Annotated in this window: 16 protein-coding genes; 8 read left to right on the top strand and 8 right to left on the bottom strand. The window is 59.8% G+C overall.

Features of this window, described 5'->3' with window-relative positions; genetic code table 11:
* Positions 1-315: 315 nt before the first annotated feature.
* On the bottom strand, positions 316-1,488 hold the full coding sequence (locus tag ACQR1H_RS04080) for a cystathionine beta-lyase (RefSeq protein ID WP_434907185.1): 1,173 nt from the start codon (positions 1,486-1,488) through the stop codon (positions 316-318).
* A gap of 285 nt (positions 1,489-1,773) precedes the next feature.
* Between ACQR1H_RS04080 and ACQR1H_RS04085 the strand changes: the two genes are divergently transcribed.
* The gene (locus tag ACQR1H_RS04085) at positions 1,774-3,228 is read left to right on the top strand and encodes an FAD-dependent monooxygenase (RefSeq protein WP_434907374.1); all 1,455 of its coding nucleotides are present in this window, start codon (positions 1,774-1,776) and stop codon (positions 3,226-3,228) included.
* Between the two features lie 91 nt (positions 3,229-3,319).
* Here the strand turns inward: ACQR1H_RS04085 and ACQR1H_RS04090 are convergent, their stop codons facing one another.
* Positions 3,320-4,246, bottom strand: coding sequence for a 3'-5' exonuclease (locus ACQR1H_RS04090; RefSeq protein WP_434907186.1), 927 nt, complete (start codon positions 4,244-4,246; stop codon positions 3,320-3,322).
* A 199-nt stretch (positions 4,247-4,445) separates the two neighbouring features.
* Between ACQR1H_RS04090 and ACQR1H_RS04095 the strand changes: the two genes are divergently transcribed.
* The 3 genes from ACQR1H_RS04095 to ACQR1H_RS04105 are packed head-to-tail and all read left to right on the top strand — an operon-like array spanning position 4,446 to position 6,310.
* On the top strand, positions 4,446-5,375 hold the full coding sequence (locus tag ACQR1H_RS04095; RefSeq protein ID WP_316175091.1) for a Ku protein: 930 nt from the start codon (positions 4,446-4,448) through the stop codon (positions 5,373-5,375).
* Entirely contained in the window at positions 5,372-5,698 is a 327-nt protein-coding gene (locus ACQR1H_RS04100; RefSeq protein WP_434907187.1) for a hypothetical protein, read from the top strand. Before ACQR1H_RS04095 ends, ACQR1H_RS04100 begins: the two co-directional genes overlap by 4 nt.
* Positions 5,699-5,704: 6 nt before the next feature.
* The gene (locus tag ACQR1H_RS04105) at positions 5,705-6,310 is read left to right on the top strand and encodes a cell envelope biogenesis protein TolA (protein WP_172133963.1); all 606 of its coding nucleotides are present in this window, start codon (positions 5,705-5,707) and stop codon (positions 6,308-6,310) included.
* Between the two features lie 10 nt (positions 6,311-6,320).
* Here ACQR1H_RS04105 and ACQR1H_RS04110 read toward each other — a convergent pair whose 3' ends face one another.
* Entirely contained in the window at positions 6,321-6,584 is a 264-nt protein-coding gene (locus tag ACQR1H_RS04110; protein WP_434907188.1) for a hypothetical protein, read from the bottom strand.
* Between the two features lie 242 nt (positions 6,585-6,826).
* Between ACQR1H_RS04110 and ACQR1H_RS04115 the strand changes: the two genes are divergently transcribed.
* Both ACQR1H_RS04115 and ACQR1H_RS04120 read left to right on the top strand, forming a co-directional pair.
* Positions 6,827-7,681 carry a DUF3883 domain-containing protein gene (locus ACQR1H_RS04115; protein ID WP_434907189.1) on the top strand — a complete coding sequence of 285 codons (855 nt, stop codon included), beginning with the start codon at positions 6,827-6,829 and terminating at the stop codon, positions 7,679-7,681.
* Between the two features lie 151 nt (positions 7,682-7,832).
* Positions 7,833-8,123 carry a KTSC domain-containing protein gene (locus tag ACQR1H_RS04120; protein WP_434907375.1) on the top strand — a complete coding sequence of 97 codons (291 nt, stop codon included), beginning with the start codon at positions 7,833-7,835 and terminating at the stop codon, positions 8,121-8,123.
* A 20-nt stretch (positions 8,124-8,143) separates the two neighbouring features.
* Here ACQR1H_RS04120 and ACQR1H_RS04125 read toward each other — a convergent pair whose 3' ends face one another.
* From ACQR1H_RS04125 to ACQR1H_RS04135, 3 genes are read right to left on the bottom strand one after another with little or no spacing between them, the layout of a single operon-like run.
* On the bottom strand, positions 8,144-8,878 hold the full coding sequence (locus ACQR1H_RS04125) for an SOS response-associated peptidase (RefSeq protein ID WP_434907190.1): 735 nt from the start codon (positions 8,876-8,878) through the stop codon (positions 8,144-8,146).
* Positions 8,879-8,880: 2 nt separating this feature from the next.
* Complete coding sequence (locus ACQR1H_RS04130; RefSeq protein ID WP_434907191.1) at positions 8,881-9,330, bottom strand: hypothetical protein; 450 nt, start codon at positions 9,328-9,330, stop codon at positions 8,881-8,883.
* Positions 9,331-9,339: 9 nt separating this feature from the next.
* Entirely contained in the window at positions 9,340-9,744 is a 405-nt protein-coding gene (locus tag ACQR1H_RS04135; protein WP_434907192.1) for a hypothetical protein, read from the bottom strand.
* Positions 9,745-10,784: 1,040 nt separating this feature from the next.
* Between ACQR1H_RS04135 and ACQR1H_RS04140 the strand changes: the two genes are divergently transcribed.
* Both ACQR1H_RS04140 and ACQR1H_RS04145 read left to right on the top strand, forming a co-directional pair.
* Positions 10,785-11,873 (top strand): HD domain-containing protein, encoded by a 1,089-nt coding sequence (locus tag ACQR1H_RS04140; protein ID WP_434899419.1) that lies wholly within the window; start codon positions 10,785-10,787, stop codon positions 11,871-11,873.
* Positions 11,857-12,795, top strand: a complete 939-nt coding sequence (locus tag ACQR1H_RS04145; protein ID WP_434899420.1) for a nucleotidyltransferase domain-containing protein — start codon at positions 11,857-11,859, stop codon at positions 12,793-12,795. The genes ACQR1H_RS04140 and ACQR1H_RS04145 overlap by 17 nt, the downstream gene beginning before the upstream one ends.
* A 125-nt stretch (positions 12,796-12,920) precedes the next feature.
* Here ACQR1H_RS04145 and ACQR1H_RS04150 read toward each other — a convergent pair whose 3' ends face one another.
* Complete coding sequence (locus ACQR1H_RS04150; protein WP_434899421.1) at positions 12,921-14,057, bottom strand: beta family protein; 1,137 nt, start codon at positions 14,055-14,057, stop codon at positions 12,921-12,923.
* Between the two features lie 23 nt (positions 14,058-14,080).
* Complete coding sequence (locus ACQR1H_RS04155) at positions 14,081-15,175, bottom strand: helix-turn-helix domain-containing protein (RefSeq protein ID WP_434907193.1); 1,095 nt, start codon at positions 15,173-15,175, stop codon at positions 14,081-14,083.
* Between the last annotated feature and the right edge of the window lie 69 nt (positions 15,176-15,244).

A 15,244-nucleotide genomic window follows, 5' to 3' on the forward strand; every position in this document is an offset into this window, starting at 1 on the left:
GGAGACGATCATGTCGGAGCAGAACGCGGAGAAGCGCCCGATTACTCCCGGCAAGATAAAAGCGGCTCGCCGGTTGATCAGCAAGCTATTGACATAGCTTGTGTTCAACGGTGCCGGTCGGTCGTAGCGCGTGCCGCGTTTGCGATTTTTGCCTGCGAGATCATTGCTATTCGTGGCACTCATCGTAGCATAGCGAACACAAGCGTATGCGAGCGAGAGGTCTTATTCAGTAGCTTGAAACACAGGACCGAGCGCGAAGCTTAGTCGAGCAACGGCGCTAGCTGCGACGATGATCGAGCGCTCACTAGGTCGCGCTCAGCTCGCGAGCGCCTGTCTGAGATCGTCGATTAGATCTTGCGTCTGCTCCAACCCGATATTCAGGCGGACCAAGCGTGCTCCATAGGATCTCGAATTCGAACCGTCTTCCGGGTAAGCCATGACGAGACTGGTCGTTCCGCCCCAACTGTACCCAATACGAAAGAGCCGGAGGGCGTCGACGAATCCGGCAACGCGCCTCGCATGCCAATCCTCTGCGAACACGATCGAGAACACGCTCGCGGAGCCGGTAAATTGGTTTCTCCATATCTCGTGCCCCGGGCAGTCTGGAAAAGCCGGATGGAGAACCAGGGCGACTTCCGGCCGTTCCTTCAGCCACTGAGCGATAATTAGGGTGGAGCGCTCGAGGGCATCGAGGCGGACAGCCAGTGTTTCAAGTCCGCGCAACGCCAAGGCGCAGTCGTCAGGGGACACCGCAAGCCCGAGCAGCCGGTTCACCGAACCTACCCGTTCGTAGGTTGCCTCGTCCCGAACGGAGACCGTGCCGAGCAGCAGGTCGCTATGGCCGCCGACATATTTAGTCAGTGCCTGGACCGACACGTCCACGCCGGCGGCGAAGGCGTCGAACAGTATGCCTGCGGCGTAAGTATTGTCGAGCGCAACGGGCACGCCATGTGCGCGAGCAGCCGCCACAATGGCCGGCACGTCCTGGACCTCCATCGTGATCGAGCCAGGGCTCTCGCACCAGACAAGGCGGGTTTCAGGCCGGATCAGATGCGCCAGGTCGCCGCCGATCATCGGTGGATAGGTTTCGACGGAGATGCCCAAACCTTGCAGGAGCCCGGGGCCTAACTCCTTGTTCGGACCATAAGCGCTCTCGGGCACGAGAACATGCGATTCAGCGGTGCAAAACGCGAGGTAGACAAGGACGAGAGCCGCCTGTCCGCCCGGGACTACAAAACTATGCCGCGCGCCTTCGAGGTCGGCGATCCGCAGGCCGAGTTCGAGCACGGTCGGCGTTCCGTAAAGGCCGTAGGTGTATCGTCCAGATCGCCAATCGTCCCGGACGTCCGCCAGGCGCTCGAACACCACAGTCGATCCCCGGTGAACGGCGGGCGCCAATGAGACAAAGTCACTCGGCGGCTCAACCTCTGGCTGGATAAGGCGCGTGCGCCAGTCTCGTCTGTTGCCTGATCGGCCGCGATCCACCATCGCCTCCCCTTCGGTCGAGAATTTCTCCGGGTCAGCCTGAGGGCCAATCAGATCAGTCGCGGCAGGCCTGGCTGGTGGGACTATTGCTCCGGCACAGTTCGCGGCGAGGTTCCGTCGATGTCAGGACGGAAAGCGCAAAGCTCCGAAACGAACCGGTGTTTGGAAGCGCGGCGCGAGGCCGCATACTACCCTTCCAATTCATAGATATGGCCTTCAAGCCAATTGCTTCAAGTCCCCCGACACACCGTAGAACCAGCCCCTGTCTATTCTGAGGTGGCAATGTCGATACAAGGACACGAAGTGATCATCGCCGGCGCCGGGCCGACCGGGATGATGCTGGCAGGTGAGTTGGCTCTGGCGGGGGTGGATGTTGCGATTATCGAACGGCGACTCAATCAAGATGTCGAGGGTTCCCGAGCCAGCGGCCTGCACCCGCGCGCCATAGAGATTTTGGACCAGCGAGGCATTGCGGACAGGTTCCTCGCGCAAGGGAAGAAACACTACGCGGTGGCGGTCGCCGGCATGATCGTCGATGCCAGCGATCGTCCGACCCGCCACAATTACACGCTCGGTCTTTGGCAAGAGAAAATTGAGCGCGGGCTCGCCGGCTGGATCTCCGAGCTTGCCGTGACGGTTTACCGCGGCTGCGAATTGCGGACCTTCGTCGATGGCGGAGAATACGTAGAAATCAAAATGGCCGACGGGCGAGCGCTCCGCTGCAGCTACCTGGTCGGGTGTGATGGTGGACGTAGCCGCGTGCGGAAGATGGCCGGCATCCGATTTCCCGGATCGGATCCCCAGACAAGTTATCTCATCTTCGAGGCCGCCATGGCCGATCCGCCTCTCGGTATCAGGTATGGCGAGCGCGGCTTATATGCACTTGGGCGGTTCGACGATGGCCCCCGCGTGCGCGGCGTCGCAACAGAAACACAGCTGGAGCGGGGTGAAAGCCCGGACGAGGAGGCTCTCAAGATTGCGCTCGCGGCTGGCTATGGATCGGATCTAGGGGTCAATGACGTCACGTGGGTGTCGCGGTTTACCGATGCGGCGCGGCAGGCAGAGTCCTATCGAAAGGGACGCGTCCTACTGGCAGGGGATGCCGCACATGTCCACTCGCCCGTGGGAGGGCAGGGCTTGAACGTTGGCATGCAAGACGCCGTCAACCTCGGATGGAAGCTTGCGCAGGTGGTGAAGGGGATATCATCCGATGCCCTCCTGGCCACCTATCACGAGGAGCGGCACCCCGTCGGGGCGGCGCTGCTCGAGCAGACGCTGGCGCTTACCGCACTGAACCGAGGCGATGATCGCACGACCGCGCTCCGCGGGCTTATGGCCAAAGTCATGCAGATGGATGAACCAAGGAAATGGTACACCGCGACAATGTCGGGCCTCGACATCCGATATGGTGACGAGGGGACTCACCCTCTGCTTGGTCGCCGCATGCCCGATCTGGACATTAGCATTGGCGACGGCCAGGGGCCCGCTCGCATATTCGAACTCCTGCACGAAGCCCGACCGGTGCTGGTCAACTTCGGGACTCCAGGCTCGCTCTCAATTGGTCGATGGGGCCGCGTCCGGCTGATAGATGCACGTTTTGAAGGTGTGTGCGAACTGCCGGTGATCGGTACAGTCCCATCCCCGTCCGCCGTCCTCATCCGTCCTGACGGTCATGTCGCTTGGGTCGGAGACGGAACCGACGCTGGTCTCGTGGACGCGCTGGGAACGTGGTGTGGAGACTAGAAGAGAACGTGTCAAATCCGGACGAAATCATTAGGGAGGGAAAGGGCAACGCGCGGGCACTCTCGGGACGAATGTTCGGCGGTTGCCCCTCTCAGCCACGATTCGAAAAGCGTTCAAATGCGGTCAGGCGCTGCAGCCGGGGTTCGACGTCGCAGAGATAGACCTCCTCTCTGAGAAAGGCGATCTCGGCTTCGATGGCGGATTGCTGGATGTCGATATACCAGGACTTCGGCCGGCCATCGGTGCCGTCGGCCCACCGGTACCCGCGCTTCTTCAGGGTATCCTTGAGGCCGAAGGGAGACTGCTCCGCCCACACCCTCATGATCGGCTTGCGCGCCGTCTGGAGTAGGGCAGCCAACGCCGGGGCCCCCGTCGTCGGCAGGACGAAATCCAGGACCTCGAGCAGAGCGTGGCAGTCGTCAACGGCGCGATGGGCCTGGTGGAAGAATCCGGCGCCGTGCAGAAGATATCCCAGCTGCGCGCCGGCGAAACCGTGTGAGCGCCAGTCGACCTCGGTCGCGCTGCAGCCCCAGGCCTTACGCTCGAAAATCGGCCAGTAGCGCTCGGCGAACCGCCGGTCGAAAGCCGCGTTGTGGGCAATGACGATGGCCGCGCCGGCGACGAACGCCGATACCGCGTCCGGATCGATACGCTGTCCGGCGACCATCTCGTCGGTGATGCCGGTGAGCGCCGTCACCTCGGCGGAGATGGGGCAGCTGGGTTCGTGGAGGGCGGAGAAGACGCTCCTGACTCCGACAATGCGACCTTCCCGGGTGTAGTCGAATGACAACATGCCGAGTTCGATGATCTCGTCCCGGGAGTGGTCGAGGCCGGTGGTCTCGGTGTCCAGCAGGACGGCCGTCCTGACCTCCTCTCCGATGGCGGCAGGGGAGGGGGCTCGGGGGACAAGCCTGCGCAGCACCCGGTAATCGGGCGATTGGGCGAGGGCATCTGCCATGGCCGCCAAGTCGGCGGCCTCGTCAAAATGGTGTCGGTGGAATCGCGGCGCGGCAGTCATGACGCGCCACCATACCCAAGCAAATGACCACCAGGTATCGGAGAGTCAGGCGATTCACGGCCATTTTCGGCCCACCTCCCGCCGCAAGGGCTGTGCGAAGAGGATCGCCTGATCTGCCGATTTTGATCGGCCGCCATGTCGGAACCCGGCGCCGTCATTCGTCTTGAATCTGGACCGTTGAAACCGGAGTTCCGCGTACATGGCCCCCCGCGCCAACTGGAAAGGCTTCCTGCGCCTGTCGCTCGTCACCTGCCCGGTGGCCCTCTACCCGGCCACGTCCGAGTCCGAGAAGATCAGCTTCAACCAGCTAAACCGGACGACGGGTCACCGGATCAAGTACGTCAAGGTCGATGCCGACACCGGTGAGGAGGTCCCCAACGAGGACATCGTCAAGGGCTATGAGCTCGAGAAGGGCCAGTACATCGAGGTCTCGAAGGAAGAGCTCGAGGAGATCGCCCTGGAGTCCACGCGCACGATCGAGATCGACGAGTTCGTCGACAAGACCGACATCGACCCGCGCTACCTGATCCGCCCCTACTATCTGCGCCCGGATGGCAAGGTCGGCCATGACGCCTTCGCGGTGATCCGTGAGACCATCCGTGAGATGAACAAGGTCGCGATTGGCCGGATCGTGCTCACGAACCGCGAGCACATCATCGCGCTGGAGCCGATGGACAAGGGCCTGGTCGGCACTCTGCTGCGATACCCTTATGAGGTGCGGTCGGAGCAGGAGTATTTCGAAGAGATTCAGGACGTGAAGATCACGAAGGACATGCTCGACCTCGCCCGGCACATCGTGAACCAGAAGGCCGGGACGTTCACGCCGGAGAAGTTCGAGGACCACTATGAAACCGCGCTGGTCGACCTGATCAACCAGAAGCGTGCGGGCAAGACGATCCGCCCGAAGGACCGGCCGAAGGGGGAGAACGTGGTCGATCTGATGGAGGCGCTGCGCCGCTCGGTCGGGCAGCAAGCGCAGCCTTCGGAGGCGGCCAAGCCCGCGAAGAAGCCGAAGAAAGCTGCTGCCGGCCAGAAGGAGATGTTGATGCCGATCGCCGGCAAGAAGGCTGCCGCCAAGGAGACACCGGCGAAAAAGCCAGCCGCCGGCCGTCAACGGAAATCCGCTTGAAGCATCCCGTAACTCCGGACGGGCGCTACTTCGTGGTCCGCGGGCGCCTTTGGCGAATGGCTGATCCGAGGCTTGGAGAGACCGAGCGCTCCGATCTGACGCGCCAGCTGATGTCGGCCAGGCGCGCCGTTCGAGCGGCCAAGATGGCGGAGGACCCTAACGACGAAGCCGCGGCACACCGCGCCGTGGACCAGGCCAAGAGAGCGCTGGGGGAGCGGGGGCCGGTCTGGTGGACGGACGGCTCGCCCGATTTCAACCGCCACATGGCGAAGAACACGCCTTACGTCACATGGTACGCTGAAGTCTCACGATCGTGCAGGTAACCTCCCGTGCCACGTAAGCTGAAGACCTATCAGACCTCGCTCGGATTTTACGATCTCGCGATCGCTGCGCCGTCCATGAAGGCCGCGCTCGAAGCGTGGGGCGCCGGCAGCAATCTTTTCCATCAGGGAGCGGCCAAGGAGACCGACGATCCGGATATCGTCGCCGCGACCTTGGCGAAGCCAGGCGCGGTGCTGAAACGCCCGGCCGGGTCGAGCGGCCGCTTCGCCGAGCATGCCGACCTGCCTGACCTAGACGACGGGTCCGCCAGCGCGAAAAGAAAGCGGCCTCCCGCAGCGAAGAAGAGGACGGCTCCCGCGCTCAGCGTCGAAGGGGCGCGCAAAGCCGCCGCGGAGTTCGAGCGCGAGCAGAAGAAGCGCGAGGCCGAACGGCGCAGGGAAGAGGCGGCGCGGGAGAAGGAGCAGGCCAGACGCGAGAAGCTGGTCGCAAAAGCCCAGGCTGGTCTGGAGCTCGCGCAGCGGCAGCATGAGGACCGTTCGGAAGCTCTCGAAACCGAGCGGCGCGATCTGGAGAAACGGATTGAAGCCGAGGATGCGCGCTGGGCGGCCGAGCGGGAAAAGCTACAGGATGCGCTGCACCGGGCACGGAGCTAGCTCTGTGGCGCTATTCCGGCGGGCACTCCGGACAGGTGTCTCCCAGCGAACCGAGGACATCGAGGATCTCTGCGACGGCTTCGTTGGCCGTAATGTCGTCCGGATGATCCTGACGGGCGATCTCGACCGCGCGATGGCGAGCGTGCGGGTCCATCCGGTCCTTCGCCCAGCCGTGCTCCTCGCATTCGTGGATAGCGCCGGCTTCTTGGAGGACATGGATGGCCCAACCCCGCAGACTTCGAATTCCAGCTCGTCGTTCGGTCGTCGTCAGCATAGAAATCACTCCACCCGGACGAATCCTTCCGCCCGCCTCATCGTTCCGTGCGGCTAGCGAGCATCAGGGATTCGAATCTGGCGATGCTGACCTGGAGCCAGGCTGACATGTGCGGGCGGACCTCTATCGAGGAGATCGAATCGCACTGAGGCCGACTCAGAAACACAGCCGCCAAGGGCGCCTTGGTGAATTGCGGATCTAAAGGTCCATGGTAGGATTCTAGCGGGAACGGGAAGCGATCGGTGAATACCAAAGGCTCGGCGCAAGGATCCAAGGGAACTGACTGGACAGCCGAGCAGGTTGCCGTCGTGGTCGCAAACTACTTCGCGCTTCTCGAGAAGGAGCGCGCCGGCGTGAAGCTCAACAAGGCCGACTTGTACCGCAGACTGGCGCCAGAGGTGGGCCGCTCCGAGAAATCGATCGAATGGAAACTTCGGAACGTATCCGCGGTCCTGGACGAGCTTGGGATCGCCTGGGTCTCTGGGCTGGTGCCCGCGCATAATTACCAGGATTTCCTAGTGGAGGCGGTCGAGATCCAGTTAGAACAACATCCGCAGGTTCTCACTAACCCGACCTCCGTGACGCCGCGTTTTACGCCTGCGGGAGCGCCTGTCTTGGTCCCACCACCTGCGTTCCTAAATTCAGACCTGCAGGACCGTCATCCAGTGCTGCAGCGCCTGGTCCGGAAATACGACCCGGCGGCGAGGGACGAGCTCAACCGCTCCCTGGGGCGCGCCGGCGAGGAAATGGTGTTCAAGTTCGAATTTGATCGGCTCTGCCGGGCTGGCCGGCGGGATCTCGCCAAGGAAATGGATTGGCCGGCAGATCGCGGCGAAGATCATCGGGGCTATGACGTGCGATCTTTCGAACCGCACGGCGAGGAGCGGCTACTCGAGATTAAAACCACAAACGGGCACGCGCGGACTCGATTCTGGTTGTCGCGTACCCAGTACGAAGTTGCGGCTCAGAACCCGTCGACTTACCGCGTCCGGCGAGTATTTCATTTCCAGAACGGCGTTCAGATGTTTGACGTCAAGCCACCACTCGACGCCAGTCTAGAACTCATCCCGGACAAGTACGCGGCGGTGCCCCGGTAAACTATATCGCGGTGCGGCATACTCCAGCCTAAGTTGCCGGCTGAGCACCGACGTGGAGGACGAACTAGCACCTGACGTCTACAGTGGGAGGTCCTGCATGTACAGGGGCGCCGTATTGATCGCAGCTTCTTTGGCCGGCGCTAGTTGGGCGATGGCGGAAGTCATCGACGTCAAATACTACGGCAAGCTAGATCTCGCGCCATTTTCCTGCACCGAAGTCACAAGGAGCAGTCTCGTTAACCGCGCGTGTTACGACAAGTCCCAGCAGTTCATGGTGGTGCAGCTGAGGTCGGTATACTACCCATACTGCGAGATGCCTCCATCGACATTCGAGGCATTTTTGGCTGCGCCATCCATGGGTCAATTTTACAACGCTAACATTAAGGGCTCCGGATCGGACGGGCCGTATGATTGTCGTACGCACCGCGCGCCCAAGTACTAGGTGCGCGTGTCGACAAACGCCTACGCTCCGCCACCGGTGTCCTCCTTGAGGCCGCGAGCAACGATCCGAAGCGCGCCGTCCGGAAGAGGCCGCTGCAGCGCCTTGGCCTCGTCCCATGGCGCGCGCATCCAAACGTCGTATTCCTCTGCCGTAGTCAGGATCACCGGCATCGCCTTCGGATGGACGGGGGCGACCTCGGCGTTCGGCTGGCAGGTGAGGAAGCCGTAGACGTCGATCGTGACCTCGCCTTCCTTAGCTTTGCGAACCGACGTCCAGGTCGTCCAAAGGCCGGCGAACGCCAGCAGAGGCCGGGTCTCGTCCGTGGCGAACCACACCGGCACCTTCTTGCCGTCGATGGTGTCGTACTCGGAAAAGCTGGTGAACGGCACCAGGCACCGATTCTCTTGGCTAAGCCAGCGCTTCCAGTGCGCGCTGGTGACGTTCCTGATGTTGGTCGTCCCGCTGTCCGGCTCCAGGCGCAGTAGCTCCTTGAAGTCGACGGCCTTGCCCTTGGCCTCGAGTTTCTCGGCGCGCTTCTTCGTCGCGTCCATGAGCGCCTTGGCCGACGACGGCATGCCCCAGCGAGCCATTGCGAGCTCGAGGCCGGCGGCCGAGCTGCGGACGATCGGCGCCGGATAGTCGGGAAAGATGCCGGGCATGGACGGAAGATTGCCGGTTCGGTCGTTCCCCTGTGGCACCCCAAAAAGCCGTCGTATCGCGTCGGCGTTCTTGGTCATCGAGTATAGGTTGCACATCGTCAGGTCTCCGGAACGGCCTGGCGAGGGCGCTGCGCCAACTGTAACAGCGTCGCCGGCGGCCGGCGATTGGCCGCCGCACACCGGCTGCACCGGAGCCGGCTGGCTAGGTCGTGGACGAAAGTGGTCGGCGGATGATGAAGGGTGGTCAGGTCGACGTCCCGCCGCGCCTTACACCGGGAGCACTCAATCTCCAACCACGGGTAGCCGCCGCTGATCGCCTGGTCGATCGCCGGCGACGGGTCGACCGGGCCGCCGTTGGCCCACATGCGTTCGTTCCAGCTTTCGCAGAGAAGCTTGTCGGCTTTCCGGATCAGCGCCTCGCCCTCGGCCCGCGCATCGGCGGCCTGCTCGGCGAGGATGGTCGTCATAGCCCGGGCCCGGCCGAGCTCCTTCTGCAGCTCCTTGCGGTCGCCTCCACTGAGCGGCGTCGGGTGACGTTTAGGCGCCATTGGACGTGGTCAGTCGAACGACGGCCAACAGCCGTCCTCTTCGTAGCGCCCAGTCCTATGGGTGCAGGTGTCGTCCAGGAGGCGTTGCCGGACCCCCCGCCAGACCGCCTCCGCACCGTAAAGGCGGAGGGCATCGGCCTTTTGAATCTCGACGATCCGGCCGCACCGCCGGCAGTCAACCCGCAGCACGTGGCCGGGCACCTGACTGAGCCGCAGTAGCCGCTCGGAGGTGCCGGGGCCGGCTTGTCCGCCGTCGGCGCCCGCGGCCTCCAGGAGGGCTTGCCAGTATTCGTCAGGCAAATCGTCTCCCGGAGCCAGCCCGCGCACGGGAAGGCTCTCCCTGCCAACGCGGCGGGCCATATGCTCCATCTGTTTCCGTGTCGGCATACGCCAGCTGGCGGGGCGGTCGATCATGGCAGAATGAGAACATATCAAGAACTTTGAGTCGAGTCCCCCCATAGGGGCATCTATTATAATTGCGCCTGATGCCGTCCGAGTTCGGCCGCGTCGTTTGGGTAACGGTCCTGAAAGGCTTTGCAGAACAACGATGCCGTTCTTTCCCAAATGGATTCTTAGTCCACTGATTTTCTTGGCTTTTTTCGCTTCCCTAGGGAGCGCCATTCCCCGGCGCTCAACCCTTCATCTCCGACCTGACGACGCGGCTCCTCAGCCTCGCGGCGCATTCCTGCGTCCGAGCTTTGCTCATCGAGGCACCCTTCATAAAGAAGGGCGCAGGGAAGGCCGGGTGCAGGCCGCACCCATGGCCCGCCTGCAGAAAGAAAAGCAGGCGGCAGTCACCACAGGATTGGCCGAACAACCGGCCTTCCCTGCGCGATGGGTTGAACGGCTGCTCCGTGCTCTCCCAGGGGACCGGGCTTGCTTGCCCCCGTCATCGGCATGTCGCCGACCAAGACACCAGCGTCGGGGTGTCGGGACCACACGGCTTGACCGTCCGCTTGAAGTCGTTCGTCCGCACGCGAAACGCGCACGCCGACCCCAGGCGGCCACCGCATCTCCCGCTCCACGGTCCGTGACGATCGCGAAACGCCCCTTCAGTGAGCGGAAGACGGCGAGGAGCATCGTTCTGATTTGCCCGACGGCACAAGGCCGGATTTGCCCGACGGAATGCGACAAACTGGCAGGACGGGCAGTTTGGCATGGGTCGCATGCAAAATGGCCTCGAAGAAGCTCAGGGCAAGAATAGACTGTGAGCTGACGAATACATCTCAGCTGGCGCTTGCTAAGATACGTCGGTTGGTCCGAGTCGAGGCGTTGAGTCTGGAAAGGCCGGTGTCGTTGACCCCCGACGGTTCGGAGGGGCATGGTCGCCGCAAAGTTTCGGAACTGGTTGTACAGACCGGCTGGTGCGGACGATATCTGTCGTAGACCCAGCGTCAGCTCCTGGCCAACTGGCTAATCTACTAAAATGCAAACCGGACCGGATCGGATATCAGGTGATACAACGTTCGTTTCCCGCTGAGAATATGAATGCGGAATATCTCCCCGATTATGATTTCTCCAACCCCATGGATCCGAAATCCTGGGGCTCGGTAGATCCGTTCTTTCTCGAGCTTGTTTCGGAACCTGCATTCCAGCGCCTTCGTTACATCCGTTTTTTGGGAGGTATCGATTATGTTCTTGTGCAAAACCCAAATGGCGTTTGGGGTAATACGCGCTACACGCGTTTTCAGCATAGCCTGGGTGTTGCACGGCTCGCTCTGATGTATGCACGTGCCTGCGAACTGTCCGACAGAGATCGGCGTCTGATTTTTGCAGCTGCGGTTTTGCATGACATTGGCCATGCGCCGCTGTCTCATTCCCTTGAGCCGGTATTCAAAGAAGTATTCGATATCGATCATCATCAGGCAACGAAGGATATCATTACGGGCAATGCTCCCGCTGGACGATCGTTGTTGCAATCCTTAAGGAACAACGGCGTCGATGTTGACCGGCTTATCGCACTCATTTCAGGCGAAGACGATAGCTTTCATGCCTTCTTCTCCGGTCCAATCAACTTTGACACTATTGAGGGGATACTGAGAACTAGAGTCTATATCAAGCCAGCGATTAGTCCTCTCGCGCCAGAGCTGGTGGTTTCTGCCGCTGTAAGTAGATCAAGCATATCAGATCAACAGGCTGTTGATCAGTTTTGGTCGTATAAAGATCAAGTCTATACGCATGTGATAAGCTCGAAGGCCGGTGTGTTGGCAGATCTCTCTTGTCAGATTTCCATGAGGCAGCACTTAGGAGTTCTAGTGCGAGATGATTACTTTTCTACGGAAGACGCGATCTTTCGGAAATTGCCTGGTCTCCGCGATTTGCTGAGGACGCAAACTTTTGGTGACTTGGTGAGAACATCGATTGGTGAGGTTATCGAAGTTCGCAAAAGAAGATTTTTCGTGGACCCCACTGGCGATTTCTTCCGGCGAGAAGATCGGCGCCGTTACTCGCAAACGCGTAAACGCGAAATGATGCCGGTTGAGCCTCGCGTAACCGAGGTGATATTTGAAATGGGAGATTTGTTCGGTGACCAACGCGATTGAGCGCGCAAAGTGCTATTCCGTGAAACGGTTGGAGGAGCTGCGTAGCAGCATTGCCAATTTCGTTCCTCCCGCCGAAATGGTCCTCGTTAACGGCTCTTATGCGCGGCGAGAAGCTTCCGAGGGCTCTGATATAGACTTCTATATCGTGACGACCGGGGCGAGGCCCGAGACAGCGCCCGATTGGGTTCGTGACGTTAAGGCAAAAATTGAGCAGGTCGTGCCGATCGAGCCCGCAGAGGATGGAGCTTTCGCAAAAATCGAGCCGCGGGCAACTCTTCTGCACAATATTGGTGGAGAAAACGATAGCAACCAGAATATCACCCGGCGCATGCTTCTTCTGTTGGAGGGGGAGTGGCTATTCAACGAGGCCGGACTTAAGAGCGTTCGTAGGTCGATTCTTGAGCGATACATCGCTGAGACGATTACCGACCATCAACTCGCGCTCTTTCTGCTCAATGACATTGTTCGTTACTATCGCACGATGGCGGTTGATTACGAATTCAAGACGGTCGAAGGTCCAAAGAAAAAACCTTGGGGTATTAGGAATATCAAGCTGATATTCTCGCGAAAGTTGTTATACGCCAGTGGTCTATTTAGCGTTGCAGCGACGGCTGACTTGCGCCGGGATAAAAAGATAGAGGAGTTGGAAAGGCTGTTCGACATGACTGTGATCGACCGCTTGCTAGACATTTGCGGCGAGCACGACTGTCGTCAGGTATTAAAGAGCTACGATCGTTTTTTGAGTCAACTTGAGAAGCCGGAGATTCGCGAGCATCTCAAGTCTCTGACCAGAGAACAGCGCGACGATCCGATCTTTCGAGATCTGAAGAACGAAGGGCATCATTTCACACGTGAACTGCTTAAATTGTTTGAGCGGACATTTGATTCAACTCATCCCATTAGACGTGCGATTATCTTCTAATAAGTTCATTGACCCTTTGATCGCGCCGCGATGGGCCACGAAAGTGGCCGTCATTATCCGTTCAAGACAAATCTTGACCAACGACACAACGGACGAACGATAGGACAAGCTCCGAGTGGGTTCTGTTAGGCAAAAAGGTTTTGTTGTTCTGGCAGGGGACTGGTTTCGAGTTGCGGAAATGTGACGCCACGGACTGTGCCTATGTCAGTGACAACTCGAGTGATGTGGTGCGTGGTATTAATCCCGCGCCATTCCTTCGCAGTCCCGGGCCCAACCAAACCTTTGCTAACGAGGTAGATGCGGTTGTCTGCCGTTGAGAAAGTACGACCAGCAAAATGACCGCTTGTGACAATCGCTTCTGAGACCGCTCGCATGGCGCTTGCCTGGGTGCCAATCTCCGGGCCTCGCTGAATCAGCCAAGCATCCGCGATGGCATACCGATGATGTCTAATCGCAGGGGCGCCGCCTGCGCGGAACACCATCTTAGCGCAATCGGCCGCGTAGTCCCCAAAGATCATATGATCAGCGGTTTCCGGTGCAAACCGGATGGCCTTCCGCCAGGCGAGCCATTCGTTCCGAGGAACATGGCAGAAGGAATCCGGTTCGGCAGGATTGTGCTCCGGATAATTCGTGCCCTGAAAGACGATCTGTTGCCAACGGGCAGTTGCCTGGAGGGTCTCCATCACGCCGGTGATAATCGGAGCGACGATATCCGCCTGGCTAAAGTCGTCGCCTGAGAAGTCCGCTATCACAACGCAGTCTTCTGGCGTAAGACGAAGTTTTTCGAGTGCTTTCAGGCCTTTCTTCACGAGTTCGGCATCGGTCAGATCGCCGGAAGGTACCACCAATCCGAGTTTCAAGGAATATCGGGGTTCGACAGCGGCCTTGTAGGCTTCCAGATCGCGGTCGATCAAAAGATCATTCAACATCACAGTGGGGATTGCGTGGACCTGTGACTTTCGTGCGGCTTCGAACATTTTGGGCAGCCACAGGCCCATGCGATCTCGCCTAAACTCGCTGACAAGGTGCGTTGCTTCCACCAAGACCTCGCGGCGGAACCAATGCTGCCCGAGCGCCGCGCTGACATCCGGGAACGGATCGCTTGCAAATAACTTTGGTTGCAGCGCGTCGTCACGTTCGAGTTGAGGGGGGATAATCATGCGGGGCGTAATCCGGTCGGCGATCTCCGGCGCTAGATCGCGAATACCCATAAGCTCGCCCGCCTTCATACGCAGCGCCGGGACATAAAACGGCTTTCTCATAACTACCATTATCATCTCCAACTTTAGGCCAGGAGTTGCTCGCGCACCGTTCCTCTGCCTATCTTGTTTGAGAAAAGTGTGTAGTCGTTTCTTTCCATCCGAACTCGCCCGAAAATAATGGCGGGATGGATTTTGATTTGGCTTGCCAGCTTTTCGATTGGTTCGGCTGTCCTTGCGATACGCGCCGGAGTGCGTGTCCATATCTCGTCTGGAATGAGCAGATTCGAGGCAAACGCGTTAGCCTCTTTTTCGAATTCATCCGTTCCAGTTGAGGCTATGTCATCAAAGAAGCCAGATGCAAGGCCAGTTCGAAAGTGCAAAATGATATGGCCAACTTCGTGCAGTAATGTGAACCAGAAATTATCAATCGCATCGCGTAGGAGCGTGAGCCCGATAACGGGAACGTCGTCGGCAAGAAACGCGGCGCCGTCAACGCGCATTCCCGGAATTTGTGGTTCGGCGATAAGAACGATCCCGTTTTCCAGTAGTAAGTCGCGGGCACGTTTGGGCCCATCGGGGAACTGGCTCAGCCGCACCAACTCTACGAGCCAGGACAGTTTGGTTGGCCGGTAGCGCGGCTTATGTCGGTCTATCAGGATCTCCGCGCGCCGCGTAATCTGCGCCTTCCAGGACAACAGGGACCAATCTTCTGAACGATCGACGACGTTTAGTCCAGTTCGCAACAATGACGGTGTACCGTACCGGGTAACATGGTCGCCAACGTAGCGTACAAGTTTTTCTATTGCAGTTTCGTCGGAATCCGCTTTTTCCAACCAACCGTTGGCGCGCGCGTGCCGGACAAGCTTGTTAAGGTCATCACGTTTGATGTCGTAGAGCGGTGTCGCATGCTGGGCAGGCACAGTGACATCGGTAAACTGCCAGCGAACCCCCAGCACCTGAGCGACTTTCTGGTAGTTCGACAGGCTGATGGAGCGATACTTCTCCGTCTCCCACCGTTGGATCGCCTGTTCACGCAGACCGAGCCGGCGGGCGAGGTCTTTTTGCGAAAGCCCCCTGATAATTCGGGCCGCAATAAGAAACGCTCCGGGATCATTTCCGGCGCGTTTCCTCAAAAGGTCATAATCCTTCTGCTTAGCGTTTTGATAGGCGAGCAACATAGAGGCTCGTTCACGCCGGTCGGTAACCAAGGATCGGCGCACACCTTCGATAATTTCGCGGGGAAGCCC

The sequence above is a fragment of the Bradyrhizobium sp. HKCCYLRH2015 genome (genome assembly GCF_051168215.1).
Classification (GTDB): domain Bacteria; phylum Pseudomonadota; class Alphaproteobacteria; order Rhizobiales; family Xanthobacteraceae; genus Bradyrhizobium.